At 35.0% G+C, this 20,964-nt stretch carries 21 protein-coding genes and 1 pseudogene; 13 read left to right on the top strand and 9 right to left on the bottom strand.

Annotation, left to right across the window (positions count from 1 at the left end):
- Positions 1-316: 316 nt before the first annotated feature.
- The 9 genes from ACYIAJ_RS11035 (at position 317) to ACYIAJ_RS10995 (ending at position 9,008) form a co-directional block, all read left to right on the top strand.
- Positions 317-592: a type II toxin-antitoxin system TacA family antitoxin gene (locus ACYIAJ_RS11035; protein WP_065561594.1), complete on the top strand. Its 276-nt coding sequence runs from the start codon at positions 317-319 to the stop codon at positions 590-592.
- Positions 589-1,059, top strand: a complete 471-nt coding sequence (locus ACYIAJ_RS11030; protein ID WP_483564823.1) for a GNAT family N-acetyltransferase — start codon at positions 589-591, stop codon at positions 1,057-1,059. The genes ACYIAJ_RS11035 and ACYIAJ_RS11030 overlap by 4 nt, the downstream gene beginning before the upstream one ends.
- A gap of 768 nt (positions 1,060-1,827) precedes the next feature.
- Positions 1,828-2,103 carry a type II toxin-antitoxin system TacA family antitoxin gene (locus ACYIAJ_RS11025; protein WP_065561594.1) on the top strand — a complete coding sequence of 92 codons (276 nt, stop codon included), beginning with the start codon at positions 1,828-1,830 and terminating at the stop codon, positions 2,101-2,103.
- Positions 2,100-2,570: a GNAT family N-acetyltransferase gene (locus ACYIAJ_RS11020; protein ID WP_483560428.1), complete on the top strand. Its 471-nt coding sequence runs from the start codon at positions 2,100-2,102 to the stop codon at positions 2,568-2,570. The genes ACYIAJ_RS11025 and ACYIAJ_RS11020 overlap by 4 nt, the downstream gene beginning before the upstream one ends.
- A gap of 745 nt (positions 2,571-3,315) precedes the next feature.
- On the top strand, positions 3,316-4,929 hold the full coding sequence (locus tag ACYIAJ_RS11015) for an ABC transporter substrate-binding protein (RefSeq protein ID WP_483560408.1): 1,614 nt from the start codon (positions 3,316-3,318) through the stop codon (positions 4,927-4,929).
- 145 nt (positions 4,930-5,074) lie between these two features.
- On the top strand, positions 5,075-6,091 hold the full coding sequence (gene dppB / locus ACYIAJ_RS11010) for a dipeptide ABC transporter permease DppB (RefSeq protein WP_483560409.1): 1,017 nt from the start codon (positions 5,075-5,077) through the stop codon (positions 6,089-6,091).
- Between the two features lie 47 nt (positions 6,092-6,138).
- Positions 6,139-7,029, top strand: a complete 891-nt coding sequence (dppC, locus tag ACYIAJ_RS11005; protein ID WP_160402210.1) for a dipeptide ABC transporter permease DppC — start codon at positions 6,139-6,141, stop codon at positions 7,027-7,029.
- A gap of 13 nt (positions 7,030-7,042) precedes the next feature.
- On the top strand, positions 7,043-8,020 hold the full coding sequence (gene dppD / locus ACYIAJ_RS11000; RefSeq protein ID WP_483560410.1) for a dipeptide ABC transporter ATP-binding protein: 978 nt from the start codon (positions 7,043-7,045) through the stop codon (positions 8,018-8,020).
- A complete protein-coding gene (locus ACYIAJ_RS10995) occupies positions 8,010-9,008 on the top strand; it encodes a peptide ABC transporter ATP-binding protein (protein WP_483560411.1) in 999 nt (332 codons plus the stop codon). Before dppD ends, ACYIAJ_RS10995 begins: the two co-directional genes overlap by 11 nt.
- Positions 9,009-9,336: 328 nt before the next feature.
- On the opposite strand, the pseudogene ACYIAJ_RS10990 reads toward ACYIAJ_RS10995, so the two are convergent.
- A pseudogene (locus tag ACYIAJ_RS10990) lies at positions 9,337-9,606 on the bottom strand (RtcB family protein); the annotation flags it as partial.
- A 392-nt stretch (positions 9,607-9,998) separates the two neighbouring features.
- Positions 9,999-10,262, bottom strand: coding sequence for a TM2 domain-containing protein (locus ACYIAJ_RS10985; RefSeq protein ID WP_091348136.1), 264 nt, complete (start codon positions 10,260-10,262; stop codon positions 9,999-10,001).
- 606 nt (positions 10,263-10,868) lie between these two features.
- On the opposite strand from ACYIAJ_RS10985, the gene ACYIAJ_RS10980 reads away from it, so the two are divergent.
- Both ACYIAJ_RS10980 and ACYIAJ_RS10975 read left to right on the top strand, forming a co-directional pair.
- On the top strand, positions 10,869-11,069 hold the full coding sequence (locus ACYIAJ_RS10980) for a hypothetical protein (RefSeq protein ID WP_483560412.1): 201 nt from the start codon (positions 10,869-10,871) through the stop codon (positions 11,067-11,069).
- Positions 11,070-11,115: 46 nt separating this feature from the next.
- Complete coding sequence (locus ACYIAJ_RS10975) at positions 11,116-11,397, top strand: hypothetical protein (protein ID WP_483560413.1); 282 nt, start codon at positions 11,116-11,118, stop codon at positions 11,395-11,397.
- 29 nt (positions 11,398-11,426) lie between these two features.
- On the opposite strand, the gene ACYIAJ_RS10970 is transcribed toward ACYIAJ_RS10975, so the two are convergent.
- On the bottom strand, positions 11,427-11,762 hold the full coding sequence (locus ACYIAJ_RS10970; RefSeq protein ID WP_483560414.1) for a winged helix-turn-helix transcriptional regulator: 336 nt from the start codon (positions 11,760-11,762) through the stop codon (positions 11,427-11,429).
- A gap of 140 nt (positions 11,763-11,902) precedes the next feature.
- Here ACYIAJ_RS10970 and ACYIAJ_RS10965 point away from each other — a divergent pair, with 140 nt between their 5' ends.
- Both ACYIAJ_RS10965 and ACYIAJ_RS10960 read left to right on the top strand, forming a co-directional pair.
- A complete protein-coding gene (locus ACYIAJ_RS10965) occupies positions 11,903-12,538 on the top strand; it encodes an NAD(P)-dependent oxidoreductase (protein ID WP_483560415.1) in 636 nt (211 codons plus the stop codon).
- Positions 12,539-12,768: 230 nt separating this feature from the next.
- Complete coding sequence (locus ACYIAJ_RS10960; RefSeq protein WP_483560416.1) at positions 12,769-13,488, top strand: hypothetical protein; 720 nt, start codon at positions 12,769-12,771, stop codon at positions 13,486-13,488.
- Positions 13,489-13,564: 76 nt separating this feature from the next.
- Here ACYIAJ_RS10960 and ACYIAJ_RS10955 read toward each other — a convergent pair whose 3' ends face one another.
- From ACYIAJ_RS10955 to ACYIAJ_RS10930, 6 genes are all read right to left on the bottom strand, one after another.
- Positions 13,565-14,404 (bottom strand): PRD domain-containing protein, encoded by an 840-nt coding sequence (locus tag ACYIAJ_RS10955; RefSeq protein ID WP_483560417.1) that lies wholly within the window; start codon positions 14,402-14,404, stop codon positions 13,565-13,567.
- 5 nt (positions 14,405-14,409) lie between these two features.
- The gene (locus tag ACYIAJ_RS10950) at positions 14,410-15,831 is read right to left on the bottom strand and encodes a glycoside hydrolase family 1 protein (protein WP_483560418.1); all 1,422 of its coding nucleotides are present in this window, start codon (positions 15,829-15,831) and stop codon (positions 14,410-14,412) included.
- A complete protein-coding gene (locus ACYIAJ_RS10945; protein ID WP_483560419.1) occupies positions 15,821-17,725 on the bottom strand; it encodes a beta-glucoside-specific PTS transporter subunit IIABC in 1,905 nt (634 codons plus the stop codon). Before ACYIAJ_RS10945 ends, ACYIAJ_RS10950 begins: the two co-directional genes overlap by 11 nt.
- Before the next feature lie 375 nt (positions 17,726-18,100).
- The gene (locus ACYIAJ_RS10940) at positions 18,101-18,523 is read right to left on the bottom strand and encodes a four helix bundle protein (RefSeq protein WP_483560420.1); all 423 of its coding nucleotides are present in this window, start codon (positions 18,521-18,523) and stop codon (positions 18,101-18,103) included.
- A gap of 244 nt (positions 18,524-18,767) precedes the next feature.
- Entirely contained in the window at positions 18,768-20,405 is a 1,638-nt protein-coding gene (locus tag ACYIAJ_RS10935; RefSeq protein WP_483560421.1) for a hypothetical protein, read from the bottom strand.
- A 448-nt stretch (positions 20,406-20,853) separates the two neighbouring features.
- Positions 20,854-20,964, bottom strand: a 111-nt coding sequence (locus ACYIAJ_RS10930; protein WP_483564297.1) for an IS3 family transposase, incomplete at its 5' end; no start/stop codon positions are given.

Below are 20,964 nucleotides of genomic sequence, written 5' to 3'. Positions count from 1 at the left end.
CCCACCGTTTATCTGTTAGCATTGTTCTTGGCATGATGAATCGAGTTATGGTTGTTTTTTGCAGAATTATTATAACTCACATCATGCCGTCTAAAAAATAATCACGAAAGATCAACACGCCCTAATTATTGTAAATACCCCAAACTCAGTACACAACTAACGTAGAAGGTTACCCATCCTATTTTAATAATTTATATTCAATAACGTTTATGCTATTTATTTCTTCAATATTTAAACACCACTTCACTTGTATATCAATTTGATATACAATCATACTACAGTACTTTCATACTAAATAAAAAAAACGGCAATTAAAATGAGAACTGAAACCAAAGAATCGCCTATTAATATTAGAGCTAAGGCATCCCAAAAAGAATTGATTGATATTGCTGCTCATTTACTATCTAAATCACGCACTGATTTTATTTTAGAAGCGGCCTGCTCAAAGGCTGAAGATGTTTTGCTTGATCAACGTCTTTTTTTAATCGACGATGAACAGATAAATGCCTTCAATCATGCAATAGAAGCCTCTTTTGATAGTAATGAAAAAATTCAAGCTTTATTGTCTCGGAAGTCACCATGGGAAAAATAGAAGCGCCGCACTTATTGAATGAACATCATGATTTTACATCATTTGATTGTGAAGAGTTGTCTTTGAATGAATGGTTGAAGAAAAAATCCTTAAAAAATCAAAAAAGTGGTGCTTCCCGTACATTTGTGATTTGTGACAATAACAAAGTAATCGGCTTTTATTGTTTATCAACTGGCAGCATCCAACATCGACAACTAACATTGAGTAGATTTAAGCGCAATATGCCCGATGCTATTCCGGTTATTATCTTAGGCCGTTTAGCTATTGATAAAAATTACAAAGCAAAAGGATTAGGTGCGGCATTATTAAAAGATGCTATATTACGCTCGAAAAAAGTCTCTAAACAAGTTGGTTCTAGAGCACTATTGGTACATAGCTTAACAGATGAAGCCAATGCATTTTATATTAAATTTGGATTTGTTGCTTCTGGGATTCAGGAAAGAACAATGCTAATCTCTTTATGGTAATAAAATTGAGCTTAATGGTACATTTTTAAAGCAGCTCAATTTAGGGATACAAATACGGGTATATTTTTCATCTAAATTTTTCAAATCCAGTAACCACAAGGCTTCAACTCACATCTTCGATTCCGCGTCCGGGCACCAATCACCAAATTCTAAGACCTGCTTCTAGCAGGTTTTTTTATGTCTGAAGCCTTTTCAGATAAGCCTTTCACCTTGTTTCACTACTCAACTGAATTCAACTGGAATTACCCCAAATCAAGAGGAAAATCGGATACAAACCCGGATACATTTGGTTCGATAATGGCGTGTATCCATAAAATGGCTTTAAAGCCTTTGTTTGCAAGGGTTATAGAGAATTGCTTGTGAAATTCAAGTTTCTTTATTTAATTAGCGTTGAGGTTATTATTCCGCTTTATGATATCAATTATCAAATTTTAAGATTTGATAATGATGTGTATCCATAATATGGATTTAACGTTTTTTTTAAAAGATAATTATTTGTTTTTCTTGTATGTGGAATTTTTTTCATCTATATATTCTTTACAAGGGGCGGTAAAAATGTTTCTTGTTGGAACATATGTGTAAATACCCCAAACTTAGTACAAGATTCAAGTAGAAAACCATGCTGCTTGTTTTAGTGTTTTATACTCACTGGCATTTATGCTATTTAATTATTTCTTTGATTTTTAAACACCATTTCACTTGTATATCAATTTGATATACAATATATACCACAGTACTTTCATACTAAATTAAAAAACGGCAATTAAAATGAGAACTGAAACCAAAGAATCGCCTATTAATATTAGAGCTAAGGCATCCCAAAAAGAATTGATTGATATTGCGGCTCATTTACTATCTAAATCACGAACTGATTTTATTTTAGAAGCGGCCTGCTCAAAGGCTGAAGATGTTTTGCTTGATCAGCGTCTTTTTTTAATCGACGATGAACAGATAAATGCCTTCAATCATGCAATAGAAGCCTCTTTTGATAGTAATGAAAAAATACAAGCTTTATTGTCTCGGAAGTCACCATGGGAAAAATAGAAGCGCCGCACTTATTGAATGAACATCATGATTTTACATCATTTGATTGTGAAGAGTTGTCTTTGAATGAGTGGTTGAAGAAAAAATCCTTAAAAAATCAAAAAAGTGGTGCTTTCCGTACATTTGTGATTTGTGACAATAACAAAGTAATCGGCTTTTATTGTTTATCAACTGGAAGTATCCAACATCGACAACTAACATTGAGTAGATTTAAGCGCAATATGCCCGATCCTATTCCGGTTATTATCTTAGGCCGTTTAGCTATTGATAAAAATTACAAAGCAAAAGGATTAGGTGCGGCATTATTAAAAGATGCTATATTACGCTCGAAAGAAGTCTCTAAACAAGTTGGTTCTAGAGCACTATTGGAACATAGCTTAACAGATGAAGCCAATGCGTTTTATATTAAATTTGGATTTGTTGATTCAGGAATTCAGGAAAGAACAATGCTAATCTCTTTATGGTAATAAAATTGAGCTTAATTATACATTTTAAAAGTAGCTCAATTTAGGGATACAAATACGGGTATATTTTTCATCTAAATTTTTTAAATCCAGTAACCACAAGGCTTAAACCCGTATCCGAGCCCCAATCACCAAATTCTAAGACCTGCATTTAACTGTTTTTTTATGCCTAAATCCTTTTCAGATAAGCTTTTCTTCTTGTTTTACTCCTCAACTGTGTTCAACTGAAATTAAACTAAATCCAGTAATAAGTTAATTTTACATCATTAATTTAATGATTATTTTATTTACAATAATTATAATACATTCTATAAAAATCAATTATTAAGAAACAAACTCTATAATAAATTTAGAACTATATAAATTGAACAAAATACAAAGAACATATTTATATGCTCTTTTTTAGTATTACCTTTAATGTGAATTAAAAATGGCACTATTTTTGCATGTTATATCTGTTACACAGCACTTGACTTCCGTTATGCTCGTGTTAGAAATTATTTTAATCAAAAATGGAATGTTATTGTAAATTGCTAGGCAATATCATAATTTTAATTATGGTGCATTTTTGCACCATATTAGTGCGATAGATAGCGAAAATATAAATAAAGTAAAAGTTAATTGATGTAAAAATCAAAATTGGCACATTTTACTCAATCTGTATTTAAAAAATATTATAAATATGATGATATTAACTTTGGTTAAGTATTACAAAATAGGTTTACAGTTCAATAATTGAGGTGATTTTATGAGGAATCTAAGGAAATATAAACGTAAATTTTTGTTGGGCGCAGGGCTAATAACAATGCTTGCTAGTGCACAACTTCATGCTGCAGGAACGTTAGTTTATTGTGCAGAGGCTTCACCTGAAACATTTAGTCCACAGTTAGTGACCAGCGGTATTTCAATGGATGCGAGTGCAGTTCCTGTTTTTAACCGTTTGGTGGAATTTAAATTAGGTACTACCGAAATTGAACCTGCTTTAGCGAAATCTTGGGATATCAGCCAAGATGGTTTAACTTATACTTTCCATTTACGCGATGATGTTAAGTGGCATAGCAATAAAGAGTTCAAACCAACCCGAAACTTAAATGCTGATGATGTTATTTTTACATTTATGCGACAAAAGGATAATAATCATCCTTATCACAACGTTTCAGGTGGGCAATATGAATACTTTGAAAGCATGGGATTTCCAGATTTAATCAAAGAAATTAAAAAGATTGATGACTATACTGTCGTATTTGAATTAAACCATCCAGAAGCCCCTTTTTTAGCCGATTTAGCAATGTCATTTGCTTCTATTTTATCAGCCGAATATGCCGATGTGATGCTTAAAAATGGCACACCCGAAAAAGTTGATTTAGTCCCCGTTGGTACTGGTCCGTTTACTTTTGTTCAATACCAAAAAGATTCAAGAATTCTTTATAAAGCAAATCCCGATTATTTTGGCCCTAAAGCCCAGCTTGATCGTTTAGTGTTTTCAATTACACCAGATCCTGCAATTCGTTATGCCAAGTTACAAAAAGGAGAATGTCATGCAATGCCATATCCAAATGTAGCAGATATTGAGCGAATGAAATCAGACAATAATATTGTTGTTAAAGAAATGGCTGGGGTTAATATTGGCTATTTAGCCTACAATATGGATAAGCCACCACTTGATAAGTTGCAAGTTCGTCAAGCATTAAATATGGCCGTGAACAAAGATGCGATTATAAAAGCTGTTTTTCAAGGTGCGGCTGAACCGGCTAAAAACTTTATTCCACCATCTATGTGGGGTTATAACGATGAAGTAAAAGATTATCCTTATGATCCAGTGCAAGCAAAAGAGTTATTAAAATCAGTAGGATTAGAAAACGGATTTACTCTCAACTTATGGGCAATGCCAGTACAACGTCCATATAACCCAAATGCACGCCGTATGGCTGAAATGATCCAAGCTGATTGGGCTAAAATTGGTGTAACAGCTAAAATTGTGAGTTATGAATGGGGAGAATATCTATCTCGTATTCGTGCTGGTGAACATGATGCAGTGTTAATGGGATGGTCGGGGGATAATGGTGATCCTGATAACTTTTATTCTGTTTTGATGAGTTGTGATGCGGTTAAAGCAGGTTCAAACTATTCACACTGGTGCTATAAACCATTTGATGATTTATTACAGCAAGCTCGTGTTGAGTCAAATCACGAAAAAAGAGTGGAGCTATATAAACAAGCGCAAGTTGAGATGCATGAGCAAACACCTGCATTAATGATTGCACATTCAATGATTTATTTGCCGATACGTAAAGAGGTTAAAGGCTATATTATGGCTCCTTTAGCATTACATAATTTTAACCAAGTTACGCTTGAAAAATAGTATTCCTTGCGATTAACCACCCAGGTGTGGTTAATCACTACGTTGGGTTTTGCTAAATTTAGAGCTATAAATCCATTTTAATAACAAAAAAAATTTTATCTATTTTATAAACGATAGTTTAGAAGCAATATTTAAGAGCCACTACATGTTTCAATTTATTTTAAAACGGTTAGGTGTACTTATTCCGACTTTTATTAGTATTACACTGCTGACTTTTATTTTCGTTCACCTTATTCCGGGTGATCCCATTACGGTCCTTGCAGGAGAGCGAGGCTTAACCCCTGAGCGCCATGCTGAATTAATGACTCAACTGGGTTTAGATAAACCACTGTATCAACAATATTTTCAATATATTATAAACATGCTTCATGGCGATTTAGGCATCTCTTTTAAAAGCCAAATTCCGGTATGGGATGAATTTGTACCCCGCTTTAAAGCCACCTTTGAGCTTGGATTTTGCGCGATGTTGTTTGCAATTAGTTTTGGGATCCCAATCGGCGTGCTTGCCGCTGTAAAACGCGGTTCAATATTTGATCATACAGCAATAGGTTTGTCTTTAACGGGTTATTCCATGCCAATTTTTTGGTGGGGAATGATGCTCATTACGTTAGTTTCTGTGCATTTAAATTTAACTCCAGTATCAGGTCGTGTTAGCGATATGCTTTTCTTAGATGAAAGTAAACCTTTAACCGGATTTATGTTAGTTGATACTTTATTATGGGGTGAAACAGAAGATTTTATCGATGCCGTTACTCACTTAATTTTACCGTCCATTGTATTAGGTACCATTCCATTAGCGGTCATTGTCCGCATGACCCGTTCTTCTATGTTAGAAGTGTTGAGTGAAGATTATATCCGAACTGCACGAGCTAAAGGCGTTAGTCGAATGCGAATCATCCTTATTCATGCATTACGCAATGCGATGATACCTGTGGTGACAGTCATCGGTTTACAAGTTGGTACAATGCTTGCTGGTGCAATATTGACCGAAACCGTCTTTTCATGGCCGGGAATTGGTCGTTGGTTAATTGAATCGCTGCAACGTCGAGATTATCCCGTAGTGCAAAGTGGCGTTTTAATTGTTGCGGTCATGATTATTTTGGTAAATTTATTAGTTGATGTGTTGTACGGCGTTATCAATCCGCGTATTAGACATAAATAAGAGTGTGTTTACAGATGAATAAACAGGTTATTACTGAATCAACCAATATGAGGGACACCAGTTTGGTTGAACCTAAACCATTAACGCCTATGCGTGAGTTCTGGTTTTATTTTTCAAAAAATAAAGGTGCTGTCGTTGGATTAGTCTTTATTATTATTGTTGTATTACTCGCTATTTTTGCTAATTTTGTTGCACCGCATTCTCCTTCTGAACAGTTTAGAGATGCCTTATTAGCGCCACCGGTTTGGATGAAAGATGGCAGTTGGCAATTTATTTTAGGGACTGATGATGTGGGGCGGGATATTTTATCTAGACTCATTTATGGGGCGCGTTTATCTTTATTAGTGGGTTGCTTAGTCGTTATTATCTCATTGATTTTAGGAATTTCAGTGGGATTGATTGCCGGTTATGTAGGGGGTTTTTTAGATAATATAATTATGCGTGCTGTCGATATCATGCTTGCTTTACCCAGCTTATTACTTGCACTTGTTTTAGTTGCGATATTTGGTCCATCTATTATTAATGCTTCAATGGCATTAGCTTTTGTTGCATTACCACATTATGTCCGTTTAACCCGTAGCGCAACGATTGCTGAAATTAATAAAGATTATGTCATTGCCTCACGAGTTGCTGGAGCAGGAGCCTTACGGCAAATGTTTATAAATATACTGCCAAACTGTTTGGCACCATTAATTGTGCAAGCTTCATTAGGATTTTCTAATGCGATTTTAGACATGGCTGCATTAGGTTTTTTAGGCATGGGTGCACAGCCGCCGACACCAGAATGGGGAACCATGCTTGCTGACGTATTGCAATTTGCACAATCTGCATGGTGGGTAGTTACCTTTCCTGGTTTAGTCATTTTAATGACCGTGTTAGCTTTCAACTTAATGGGAGACGGTTTGCGAGATGCGCTTGATCCTAAATTGAAGCAGTAATGGAGATACAGTTATGGCACTATTAGAAGTAAAAGAATTATCTGTTCAATTTGGTGGATTTAAAGCGGTAGATCACATTAGTTATGACGTTGAACAAGGACAAGTTGTTGGCATTGTGGGGGAATCAGGTTCAGGAAAGTCAGTAAGTTCTCTCGCTATTATGGGGTTAATTGACTTTCCAGGTAAAGTCAATGCCAATGCATTACATTTTGATGGTAAAGACCTGCAACAGCTCTCAACTAAAATGCGTCGTAAAATTGTCGGTGCAGATGTGGCAATGATCTTTCAAGATCCGATGACAAGCTTAAACCCATGTTTTACCGTAGGTTATCAAATCATTGAAACCTTGAAAATTCACCAAGGTGGCAGTAAAAAAGCACTCAAAGCAAGAGCGATTGAATTGCTTAAATTAGTGGGTATTGCTGATGCGGAAAATCGATTAAACGTTTATCCGCATCAATTATCTGGTGGTATGAGCCAACGCGTCATGATCGCAATAGCAATTGCATGTAACCCTAAACTATTAATTGCTGATGAACCAACAACCGCACTGGATGTCACAATTCAAGGACAAATTATCGAATTATTGCTTGAGTTACAACGCAAAAATAATATGGCATTAGTTTTGATTACGCATGATTTAGCGTTAGTTTCTGAAGCAGCGCAAAAAATTATTGTCATGTATGCCGGACAAGTCGTTGAAATAGGTGATGCTGAAATTATCTTTAAAAAGCCATTACACCCTTACACGCAAGCATTATTACGCTCGCTGCCTGAATTTACGCAAGATAAAGAGCGGTTAGCATCGTTAGCGGGTGTTGTACCTGGGAAATATGATCGACCAATGGGCTGTTTACTCAATCCGCGTTGTCCTTATGCTACTGAACGTTGTTATACCCAAGAGCCAGCATTATTTAGCTACAGTGAAACTAGAAAAGTAAAATGTCATTATCCATTATCGAGCGAAGGGATACCACAATATGAACAATAATATGGAAAATAAACAATTACTGCTTGATGCCCGAAATTTAACAAAGTATTACCATGTTAAAACTGGTTTTTTTTCTGAAGCTAAACAAGTTAAAGCTGTTGATGGTGTATCTTTTACATTAGGTAAAGGTAAAACACTTGCAATTGTTGGTGAATCAGGCTGTGGTAAATCTTCATTGGCAAGATTATTGACCATGATCGAAAAACCCACATCGGGAGAACTTTATTTTAAAGATCAGAATCTGTTAGATGATGATCTGCAAGCTCAAAAATTGCGTCGCCAAAAGATCCAAATCGTTTTCCAAAATCCATACTCATCACTCAATCCACGCAAAAAAATCGGTTCCATATTAGAAGAACCTCTAATTATCAATACGGATTTAACCGCAAATGATCGTAAAGCAAAAGTGCTATCAATGATGCAAAAAGTTGGCTTGAAAGAAGAGTTTTATAATCGTTATCCCCACATGTTTTCAGGAGGGCAACGGCAACGTATTGCTATCGCAAGAGGTTTAATGCTTGATCCTGAAATAGTGGTTGCCGATGAACCTGTTTCGGCATTAGATGTTTCTGTGCGTGCACAAGTGCTAAATTTGATGATGGATCTACAGCAAGAACTTGGTTTATCTTATGTTTTTATTTCTCATGATCTTTCCGTTGTTGAGCATATTGCTGATGAAGTAATGGTGATGTATTTAGGCCGTTGCGTTGAACAAGGACGGAAAGATGAAATCTATCATAACCCTAAGCACCCGTATACGCAGGCACTATTATCAGCAACACCACGATTAAATCCAGATCTTAGGCGAGATAGAATTAAATTAGACGGCGAGTTACCAAGCCCTCTTAACCCTCCTTTGGGTTGTGCTTTTCATGCTCGATGCCGTTTGGCATTTCCACGTTGTACAATTGAACAACCGCAGCTGATTAATTATAACGAACATAAAATTGCTTGTTTTTGTATAGAGGAAAAAAATAATAATGAATAATAAAGGTGACAGTTAATTCTATCACTAAATTCTATAATAAACCTACTTATTGTATTTCTCTTGTTTGCAATAGGAATTGTCGATTGTTATATATGAATGCTAAATTGGTTAAAAGGAAAAAAACATTGTCTCAAACTTATTGGGTTAATAATGCCGAGAGCTGGATGAGTAAAACAAACTCAATCTTTAAAGCTTTTTATTGCGCAATTTATTCCAAACTCAATATCTAGTGATATTACAACATAAACAAAATACAATGCTAAAAATTTGGAATAGCAATTAATTATAAAAACAGCCCAAACTAACAAATCTTGGGCTGTTTGCTTGATCACGCTTTAAACGTGATCCAAGGTTTAAGTTTTACCACTGACTTAATTAAATCAGCATTTTCTTGCGATTCGATTACAGGTGTGATCGGTTTATAAGCCGCAGGGGCTTCTTCACGTAGACGTTCCTCTTTTAAGGTAATACATTGCCATGGCAAATTAACCTTATCAGTCACCACTTTTTTGCTACGCATTGATTGCCGTCTTTCAGCTCTACCCGCACCATGCGAGCAAGACCATAACCAATCTGAATTCCCTTTACCAACCGCCACATTGTACTAAATTTGGGATATTTACAACTTCTGTAGAATAAAATTTGATATAATTTTAAATCATTATTTGATTAGTCATTCGCAATTTATTGAAGATTTTTTTAATTGATGCTACTTACTAGCATTTAAGGTTGATTTAATAAAATTAATGAACAGGGAAAATGCAAGAATAATGATTGTAGGTAAAAGTTGAAATTTCAATTAAATTAAAATTTCAACTTTTAGGAAGAAAGCTATAATTCAATTAGGTTTACTTCTTTAAAAAGAAGTCTCCTCTCAATAATTGTTATAACTACTTCAGTTTGCTTACTATTAAAGATAAAATCAGGATTAATAAAATAATCTTTTAATTTTGTCGTTTTAGTAATTATATCGTCCTTAAAACTTCAAAATTAAGGCATATTAGCCATCTTAGGTGATTTTAGTATTCTAACTAAATCAATTATCCACCAGATGAAAAGCCCTAAAAATATAAAAATACCGATAAAAAAAACAAAAGTCAAAAACGCTAATAGTGTTAATATAAGCATTAAAATACCTGTACCAACTTTACCTAAATACATTCTATAAATACCAAATGTGCCGAAAAAAAACCACAATAAAAGAGTTACAACAACTGAACGGTTACTTCCTACAAAATCAGAATTGGTTTCCATAAAAACTCCTTACTTTAAATAATAAAAGATAATTCAAATAAATATAATATTTATAATAATTAAAAACTTATTGATTATTAAACAGATAATGTAAAAAAATAACTACATAACAATTTAATTTTCAATGATTGCTGTAACAGTTAATACACATGAAAAAAATATTGGATTTTAACGTGCTTAACCTCTACTTTACTGTTTTCCTACAACTTTTCTCTTTAGAAAAGAGTGCGACATTATATACAACCGATACTTTATTGTAAACTATCAATGCTTTGTTTTAATTTAGAAATTTAAATCATAACAATGGAAATACAGCAAGTTATATTAATCCCATGTAAATCTAAACAAGACTTATATAGTTAACACCTAAAACCAATATGTTTTTATCCCGTCCAATTGAAGTGTTATGTACACATATCGGATTGAATTTTTTTACATAAAATGATCTTGTTACTAGTCAAAAGAAATTGGTTAAATTAGGCTATAAAATTATGCATTCTAATTCATTGTCAATCACAAATTTGGTATAAGATGTAATATCAATCATTTATTTTTTGCAATAATATAAAATAATTGAAATGATGATTTTAAAAGGAAAAAATAAAGGTGCCATACAGATTTTTATGCTGTTCACTGCTTATTTTAGGTTTTTCAACATATGCATTAGCGACCGAAACAAATAATACAATTGAAGCACAATTTAAAGCGGCTTTATTATGCAAGGTTGCTCCGATTGATGGTCGTGATGCAAAAGTGGTTAAACAACTTAACCAACAAAACATTACCGTAAAAAAACTTAGAAGATGATGGGCTGATTAATTTAGAGTATCACTTTGCCAAACCGCTGGAAATAATGAATACGACTGTATCACAAATTAAATACCAAGGTGATAGTGGTTCATACTTTTATGCGATTGCTAAAGGTGATATAGATACATTTGCCAAAGCAATGGGGGCAATCCCAATCCCAGCCTATTTAAAAGAAGAAATGTCTTGGGGTGATATTGGTCAATATTATCGATATACAGCCCCAATCACAGAAGAAAATCATTTTCCGAGTATCATGCTTATCGGTCGTGACAAAAATGCCAAATCAGATGAGTTTTATTTTGGCTGTGAAGCATTTGACGGCTAATTATGATTGATTGACGGATGAGGAAAAGATTACTCATCCGCTTTTAATTTGTTGTAAGCCTTTCCCCACGCTAACATGGCATCATGCACTTGTTTTAGACTTTGTCCAACCTCGGTTAATGTATATTCAACTCTTGGCGGAACCTCGGCATACACTTTGCGAGTTAATAATCCATTTTTTTCCATAGCACGCAGGTGCTGAGTTAAGACTTTTTGCGATATGCCGGTCAGCGATTTTTTTAGTTCACCAAAGCGCTTGGTTCCTGTAAGCAGGTCTCGCACAATTAAGACTTTCCACTTATCGCCCATTAACATTAATGTTATTTCAACAGGACAAACGGGGGTTTCTTCATTTAATTTAATCATTAATGCTTAAAATTCAACAATAGTTTCAAAAAAGATACTATAGCACTATTTGGTACCTACTTTACAGTAGAAACGTTAAAGACTAATCTAAAACCATTCTTATATCATATTAATCATTAAACGCTTGAAAGGAGCAAAGTATGAAAATTGCAGTCATTGGTGCGAGTGGTAAAACAGGGCAACTTTTAGTAAAAGAGGCGATTTCACGAGGACATGACGTTACCGCAATAGTGCGTAAAGCGAGTCAACAGCTCGATCCAAAAGCAACCGTGATGATTAAAGATCTGTTTGAATTAACCTATACTGATTTAAAACCCTTTGATGTGATTATCGATGCATTTGGTACTTGGGCACTGGAATCACTGCCGTTACATCAAACCAGTTTAAAGCATTTAACCGATATATTAATCGGTAAAACAAATCGCCTATTAGTGGTTGGGGGAGCAGGCAGTTTATATGTTAATCCTCAGCATTCACTGCGTTTGGTTGATTCACCTGATTTTCCTGAGGCATTTAAACCATTAGCCACCAATATGGCCAAAGCACTTGATGCGCTTAGAACGTGCGATGATGTGCAATGGACTTATTTAAGCCCAGCCATTGAGTTTAACGCTGACGGGGAAAGAACTGGTCATTATATCTTGGGTGGTGAAGAGGTGTTATTTAACAGCCAACGAAAAAGCCAAATCAGTTATGCCGATTATGCAATTGCCATGATTGATGAGGCAGAAAAAGCTAAGCATATTAAGCAACGTTTTACCGTTGCAACTGAATAAGGTTGCTAAAATCAAGCTTACTTGGACAAAAAATAAGCGCCAATTTTCATAATAATGAACACGATATCCCGATACATTTTTCAACACGTTTTAAGGATAATTGTTTTAGGAACGAGTTGAAGTTGACTTGGGATAGTTTCATCTAACAGCAACATTCGAACCAAGAGATATAATACATACCATATTTTACTTTATTACTTTGATAAAAATAATTATTAAAAGGAAATAAAATGGAAAAAATAAGCGAACTACTTAACTATTTAGGTACATGTGATTTACATAAGAAAAGCAAAAATAGTATTGCCTTAAAAAGTCAACTAGAAAAATATTCAGATATCTTAATAAGAATAGGTTTAGGGCTATATGCATTTATATTTATATTAGCGTTATTCTACAAATTTATTTATCCTTTAGAAGAGCTGAAATTATTTGTATTATATTTAGAGATTATTCCACTATTCAGCTTAATTTTTGGAATGCTGCTTCAAATAATTCCAGCAATACTTCATCTTAAGAACTTCACAAAAGAGTCTCAAAATCAGCTTATAAAAACTGTAAAAAAAAATGATGAAATAATAAAAACACTCAGTAATTATGATAAAAAAACTTTAGAAGATTCAAAAGATCATATTCAGCTAAAAATCAATAGCAATAAATCGAAAAATAGTCTTTGTGTTGGACAAAATGTTACTATTATATTTTTATTTGGTTTTTTCTATTCTTATGATAAAAAAACATTAGATCTTTTAACTATTTTTTCAAAAATATTTGGTCAAAATTATAGTTTTGGGGATTTCTTATCATGGGCACTATTTTCTCTTATATTAGGTTTTTATTTGGGAGCATTTAGTTTATCAATAGAAAATAAACGGCTTAACTACTATATTGATTTAATTAATATGGCATTAAAGCGTCAAGAACATAATTACACTATTAGCGAATATAAATAGCAATAAAGCCGAGAGATTTTCGCTATTTTGAAGTATGTGATTATACTTAAGATAGATTAATTTGACTTGATTGTATTTAGTGCACAATACGAATAATATGCAATATCAAATAAAGAATTTCTTCATTCGATATCGTGATATTAAGCTGATTAATTAAATATTTTTTGATAGCATGAGCACATTTAAACTCATCTGGATATTGCTCAATTACTTGTCGAAAAATAAAATCATTATCAGAATGTAGCTGTTGTTGTTCAAAAATACGCTGAATAAAAAACTGCATATGAGTTAAAAAACGTGAATAGTTTAATGACTGCTTGTTTATTTCAATTGCAAAATTAAATTGAATAATATTGAAAATATCTTTCAAGATTTTAACGGATAATAAAGTATTTTGCATAGTTTGTTGATGTGATTGCCCATTAACTAAATGAAAAGCTATATTGCCCGCTTCTTCCTCTGGTAAAGCGATATTGAGCTGCTCATTGATATAGGTTATTCCATACTCTGCAACTTTAAACTCATTTGGATAAAAACTTTTTACTTCATGTAGTAGCCGATTTTGAATAATCACTCCTGAATAATACCGTTCAATAGCGTAACTAAGATGATCCAACAAGGTAAAAAAGAGCGTTTCTCTAAAGTTTGTGTTTAATGTTTTACTTGCGTAGTCTAACAAAAATCTTGTTAACTCAATATAATCATCAGGTAGTGACTCAATTAATTTAAGATAACCTTGAATTCCTGTTATTTGTTGCAAAACAAAACATTTTTCGATCCAATCAGAGGAGATATAATCTCCTACCTTAGCATTAAATCCGATCCCCTTTCCCATCAAGATCACTTCATTATTATCGCTATTTTTCGATAATACGAGGCTATTATTTAAAATTTTATCCACTCTAAATGTGATCATAAGCATTACATCAATTTATCTAACCGACCGTTAGCATTAATTAATTGTTGATACCAGTAATAACTTTTTTTCTTGATACGTTTCAGATCTTTTAAATCAAATTCACCACGATTAACATAAATAAATCCATAACGCTTACCATAACCTTGGTGAGTACTGACCACATCGATCACTGACCATGGGCAATAACCGATTAGTTCAACTCCATCAGTAATAGCTAATTGCATCTGAGTAACGTGTTTACTAATGAAATCAATACGATAATCATCGTTAACGGTATTATCTGCATTAAGTTGATCTGGGGCGCCAATACCATTTTCGGTAATTAAAATTGGTAAATTATAGCGCTCATAAACTTTCCTTAAAGTTAAACGTAGACCGATAGGATCAATTACCCACCCATAAGCAGTTTTATCAACAAAAGGATTATCCGCTGCTCGATACACTCCTTGTTCACCAAGCATAATTTGCTGATCTCCTGCTCTTGCAGATATATCGGTAGCATTCCCTTTACTAGCTGCAATCGTCGCAGTTGAATAATAATTTATAGCAATAAAATCAGGCTGTGCATTTTTTAATACAACCAGATCCTCATCCAAAATGGTTGGACAGATCCCTCTATCATTTAAATAACTTAAAAATAAAGCATTATAGCGACCTAAAACAGCAATATCGAGAAAGCTCCAACAACGGATGGTTTCCCAATTATGAGCAGCAATTGCATCTTCAGGTCGGCAAGTTTCTGCATACATTGAGGTAATATTTAATGCTGGCCCAATTTTCGCATTTGGACAAAGATTATGGCATAACTGCATAGCCCTAGCTTGAGCAATAAACATATGGTGGCTCTGTTGATAGAGAGTCTTCTTACTTGGTAATTTGCCATTTTCTGGAACACCAATTGCTCCCGGATGAAGGATCATGGTATTTTGTTCATTGATCGTTAACCAATAGTTAACTTTCTCACCAAAATTTTGGAACAAAACCTCAGCATATCGCACAAAAGCATCAATGGTTGAGCGTTCACTCCATCCACCTTGTTTCTCCAATTTATATGGTAAGTCAAAATGATATAGAGTTACTATAGGTTCAATACCATAACGATTAAGTTCATCAATGAGATGATGATAAAAAGCTAACCCTTCAGGATTAACTTCACCAACGCCGTCAGGAATAATACGTGTCCAAGCAATCGAAAAACGATAGGCCTTTAAGCCTAGCTCAGCAAAAAGTCGTACATCTTCTTTATAATGATGATAATGATCGCTTGCGACCTTAAAGTCCGATACGTCTTGAGGATGACAATACATATCAACAATTGATGGCGATTTGCCATCTTCATCCCATGCTCCTTCGAACTGATAAGCAGACGTTGAACCACCCCATAAAAAACCTTTCGGAAAAGGTTTTAAAGTTTTATAAATCATGATTATTCCCTTGGTTTGACTTTTTCACTATCAACAGATCTTCACCTATTGTTACCATCGTTTTTTTAAGATTTTCGACAATATAACTATCAGAATGTAGGATAATTACTGGTGTAGTAGTCATATAACCTGCTTTATCAATGGCTTCTAGATCAAATTCAATTAACTCATCACCTACATTAATCCTCTGACCTTGTACCACTTTATTAGTAAAAAATTGACCACCCAACTTAACGGTATCCAGCCCTACATGGATCAAAATTTCAATACCTTGATCGCTTTTTATACCGATGGCATGTTTTGATTCAAGCAAACTTATAACTTCACCGCTAATTGGTGCAATAACTTTACCTTGACTAGGTTCAATGGCAATACCATCGCCAATCAAATTCTGTGAAAAAACATCATCTTTTACTTCTGATAATGGAATCACTTTTCCAGCTAAAGGACTACTTAAGGTAACATCGCTAAAATCAAGAGCAACAGAACTATTAGAGGATGGTAAATTTTCCCCTGCATCAATAGTAGTTGCAGAATCATTCTCATCAAGAGGATCATCAAATCCCATAAACCATGTCAATATAAATGTTACCACCAACGCAATAAAACAAGTCACTAAAGCATGGACAATATTCATCGGGTTATCACCAATAAATGCAGGTAAACCAGCCAATCCAGGTGATACAAAAGCATAACGTAGCAAACCTGACATGCCGGCATAAATTCCTGCAATACCACCACCAATCATTGAAGCAATTAATGGTCGTTTTAGTTTTAACGTTACTCCGTACAATGACGGTTCGGTAATACCAAGTAATGCTGTAAAACCAGAAGAATACCCAAGCTGTTTTAAATTTTTATTTTTGGTTTTGATTGCTACACACAATGTAGCCGCACCTTGAGCTATATTAGATGCTAACATACCAGGGCCATTAATCATTTCAGAACCATTACGATTTAACTGTCCAGTTGCAATTGGTGTCATTGCCCACGCTGTACCTGTGATAATTAAAAATGGTTGTAATCCGCCCATTAACATCGGAATTAACCAGCTAGCTTTACGATTAATATAACCTGCACCTTGCGCAACTAAATCATTTAGTAAGATACCAAATGGCCCGATAACCACTAATGCCAATGGTCCAGCTATCAATAAAATAAGCATCGGTTTGATAAAAAATTTTACCATCGATGGAGTAAATTTCTCGGCAAATTTCTCAATGTAAGACATCGCCCATACAGTAATAATGATTGGTAATACTGAACCAGCATAATCTGCCAATTTAACAGGGATCCCAATAAAAGTAACGTCTTGGCTTAATGCCATTAGCTTTCCTAGGTTTGGGTGTAATAGTGCCCCAGCAATAGTCATAGCTAAAATAGGATTACATGCAAATTTACTTGCAGCGCCATAAGCTAATAAAATAGGCATAAAGAAAAATGCCGCATCAGCCAGCATATCTAACAAATAATAGGTATGACTATCTGGGGATAATACACCTATTAACTTACAAATAGCCAATAATGCTTTAATCATCCCTGCGCCAGTTAAAGCAGGGATTACTGGTGTAAATGAAGTAGAAATGATGCTGATAATATATGAAAATATCCCCTCTTTTTTCTTTGCTCTCAGAGTACCACGATCTTTATTAGATACATTCTGACTAATGGCTTGATACACTTGTTGCACCTCATTACCAATCACAACTTGGAACTGACCACCACTATCAACAACACTAATAACACCAGTTAATTTAGTAATTGCGTCACTATCAACGATGCTTTTATCAAATAGATCAAATCGCAAGCGAGTCGCGCAATGAGTCAAGGAATTAACATTATCTTTTCCCCCAACTAACTCTAAAATTTGTTTACCTAAATGTTGATAATCCATATATACACTCACTTTTAAAAGACCAAAAAAAAAGGACCAAAACAAAAATCTACTTATCGAAATAAGTTTTTGTTCTGGTCCTGCCTGAATTAAATCAGTAACATGCCTTAATTGAGTTGATGGTATATATAACTTATATTTTTTTCAAGTTGTAATACGAAAAATGTGATCTACATCTTACTTTTATGTAACTTGTATAATCACATAAATATGGACAAATTAACTTCGAATAAAGAATTTTAGCTGAACATCTAAAGCTAAAAATGTTATAAAACTAGTTAAAATTAAACGAATTAATCAAGGTTATAAACACAAGTATACTTTAAGCTCAAACATTCGAAGTATTACCCTTCAATGTAAGTTTAGGTATCTATTTTAACTCAAATCCTCATCATTCACCTGCGCCATAAACCAATGTTGCCAACCAGTGGTCTGTTTTTGGATGTTGTCGATGGATTGGTTGAATGAAGCAAAAGCACCGTGTGATATCATTTTCCAGCCTACACACAATAACCCTTTAATAACATCTAACGAGGCGCGAATATGTTGCAACTGTTTTATGGCGGATTGACATTCTTTTGTGTTATCTCGGTCAACTATATTAGATAATACTGCAAAGCGAATTGCCTCAGTTAGCTCGGTCAATATCGCTTCACCGGTGGTAAATTTAAAGGATTTAGGTAAGTGGCAATGCGTTTGCCAATAGCATTGGTATAATGACACTAAATCATTAAATATTTTGGGTTGAACAAAAGCTGATTGAGTAGGGTTAGTTAATTTAATGTATCGGATTTTCACTTAATGCTAATTTTTGTTCTATTTCCATTACATGACCCTGTTTATTTAATTTTACCCTTGAGCCACCGCCAGCCACGCTTTTAGCGTTGGCGGCGGGAGGGCTGCGCGATTGTGGCTTCGCCGCAACAGCGCAACCCTAAGGGAAAATGCCCAACTTACGCGGGGGCTTTATTCTTTATTAGATTGTCCTCTATTTGCACCATCCCCCCCCGAGGCCCAAGGATTAAGAACTAAAAAATAAAAGCTAAGGTGTGGTACAAACAGCATAGTAGCTGTAGCTGGCAAGGAAGTAGCTGACGCCGCCGCCGCTCGAGCTGACATAGAAGCCATTGCTACCTGACGTGTCGCTTGTCCAGTAAACGTCGTTGACGAAGCCCACATCAGCGTAGTTGCGCGCACTGCCCCACTCCGTGAAAAACTCAGAACCTATTCGACGCTGGTAACGATTATCAAATGAGGTTGGTAAGGCGCCATTTATGCCATTTCGACATGGGAAAGCAGGAGTCGCACCACACATCGCGTTAGTTAAATCCTTGATCTGTGGCAAACGATAACCCAAACTTCTACACCAAGTGGATTGGTTAGACAAGGTATCCCGTTTGTTACCCCGATGGACAAACCACTTCTGTAACACAAATCCATACCTCACCTCATGACCTCGACCATCCCTACCGACCAACTCAAACCTCTGTGGCAAAGATAGTACACTAAAAGGACTAGGACTATTTGAACTTATCTGAGCGCTATCAGCCCTAGGACCACTTAACGTTACCCGTGTTACATAACTAGATTTATCAGTAATCCAATTATCGGCTCGGATAGTACTTCCAAATGGGTCTGTGAATGTCCCTGTTAACGGCTTTATCCAACTCACCGTTGCCCTTATACTACCATTCGTGACAACAGACCACGTCAACTGACTTCCATCAGCTCCACCTATGTCCAAATCAAAATACAACCCATCAGCACCTGTTGTAGGAAAATTTTGGTCATAAGATGATGAACTTATTGACTGAGTTAAAAAACCCTTTGTACTAGACCATATGTTAAATGGGCCGGCGTAATCGAGGTGGCCATAACGAAGATTCGGCCTTGCGTGACAAACAACAGGACCAGTAACACCATACGGATTGATATAATATGTCACCGTCTGACCATTAAAACTGGCTCTATTTGGAACCCCGTACTCTGTTTGTAAATAACCATCAGTACTACTTAAGGTTACCCTATAAGGAGCCTTACATATATCCAATGCATCACTACGATTAACAGTATTGCCATCCTTATCCGTAAACGATACCGATATAATCCCAGTGGTCGTTACTCCATTAGCTCCCTGTCCATCTCCATCATCATCTCCCCAATAATTATATCTAGTGATTAAATCACTTAAATCCACTGAATTCACTGATGATGGAATTACCATATCTATATCTCCCAAAGTACTTCCTGCATAAGGTAATCTGATTGGATCTGTAGCACTTGATGGATTAGTTGACGGTGTGTACCTTGTACCATCCCGCAACTTAATAAACAATAAACTATCCGTTGAAGTTGCCCTTGTTTGACCACCGTCGAACGTTAAATATGGCGCACTACCCTCAATATACCTTGATGTAGACGCCGTTAATGCCATAGAACACTGTGTATATGGCAACAAAAACAATGGCACGAAGAACAACAATGATTTAGTTAATCTAAATAATCTAAGTAAGTTTGATAATTTAGATAGAAAAAATAAGCACCTCGACCTCGCCAAGCGCGATGGGCTTGATAACTTCGGTGATGAAAATAAGAACAGTGTCTGATTTAGACTACGGTGAAATTGAAAAAGATTTAGGGCATAGGTTTGGCAGGCCAGATGCCAGATGCCAGATGCCATGCATGGTAGCGCATTTCGATAATCCTGTCAAGTAATTTATTGTTTTATTTTAATTTTTATAATTATCCGCTCAACTAATGAGCTTTTCCTTGCTTTGGAAGCGCTCAAATTATAACCGATTGATTAATAATGCGCTAGTTTTTTGTTAAATATTTGTAAAGTTTTGCTAAGTTGATAAGGTTGAGCTTTTGGTGGCATGTTTTGGGGAATGGTTTTGGTGGTGTTTTTGAATAAAAACCACCAAATAAAAACTTTAATAAAATCAATACCTTTTCTGACTGATTTTTGAGCGGAAAATCAAGCCTTTTTTTTGTTTTGGTGAATAGAATAAATTAGGTGCGCAGGTTTCGGACGTTTTGACCTTGGGTGGATAAAATAGCTACAGTGACCACGTCCGAGTTAGGGAATTAAAGCGAATGAACTGCACCCCAAAAGTTGTACAAAAAAACTAAGCTGCTGGAAAATAATACTCCCGATATTGAACAGGACTCTTTTTGTCCAAGCTTAATTTAATTCTTCTATGATTATAATAATGGATATATTCCTCAATATCCGCTTT

This window comes from Gilliamella sp. X-46, assembly GCF_057063525.1.
Note: the sequence above shows the minus strand (reverse complement) of the source record. Positions and strands in the feature narration are given on the sequence as shown.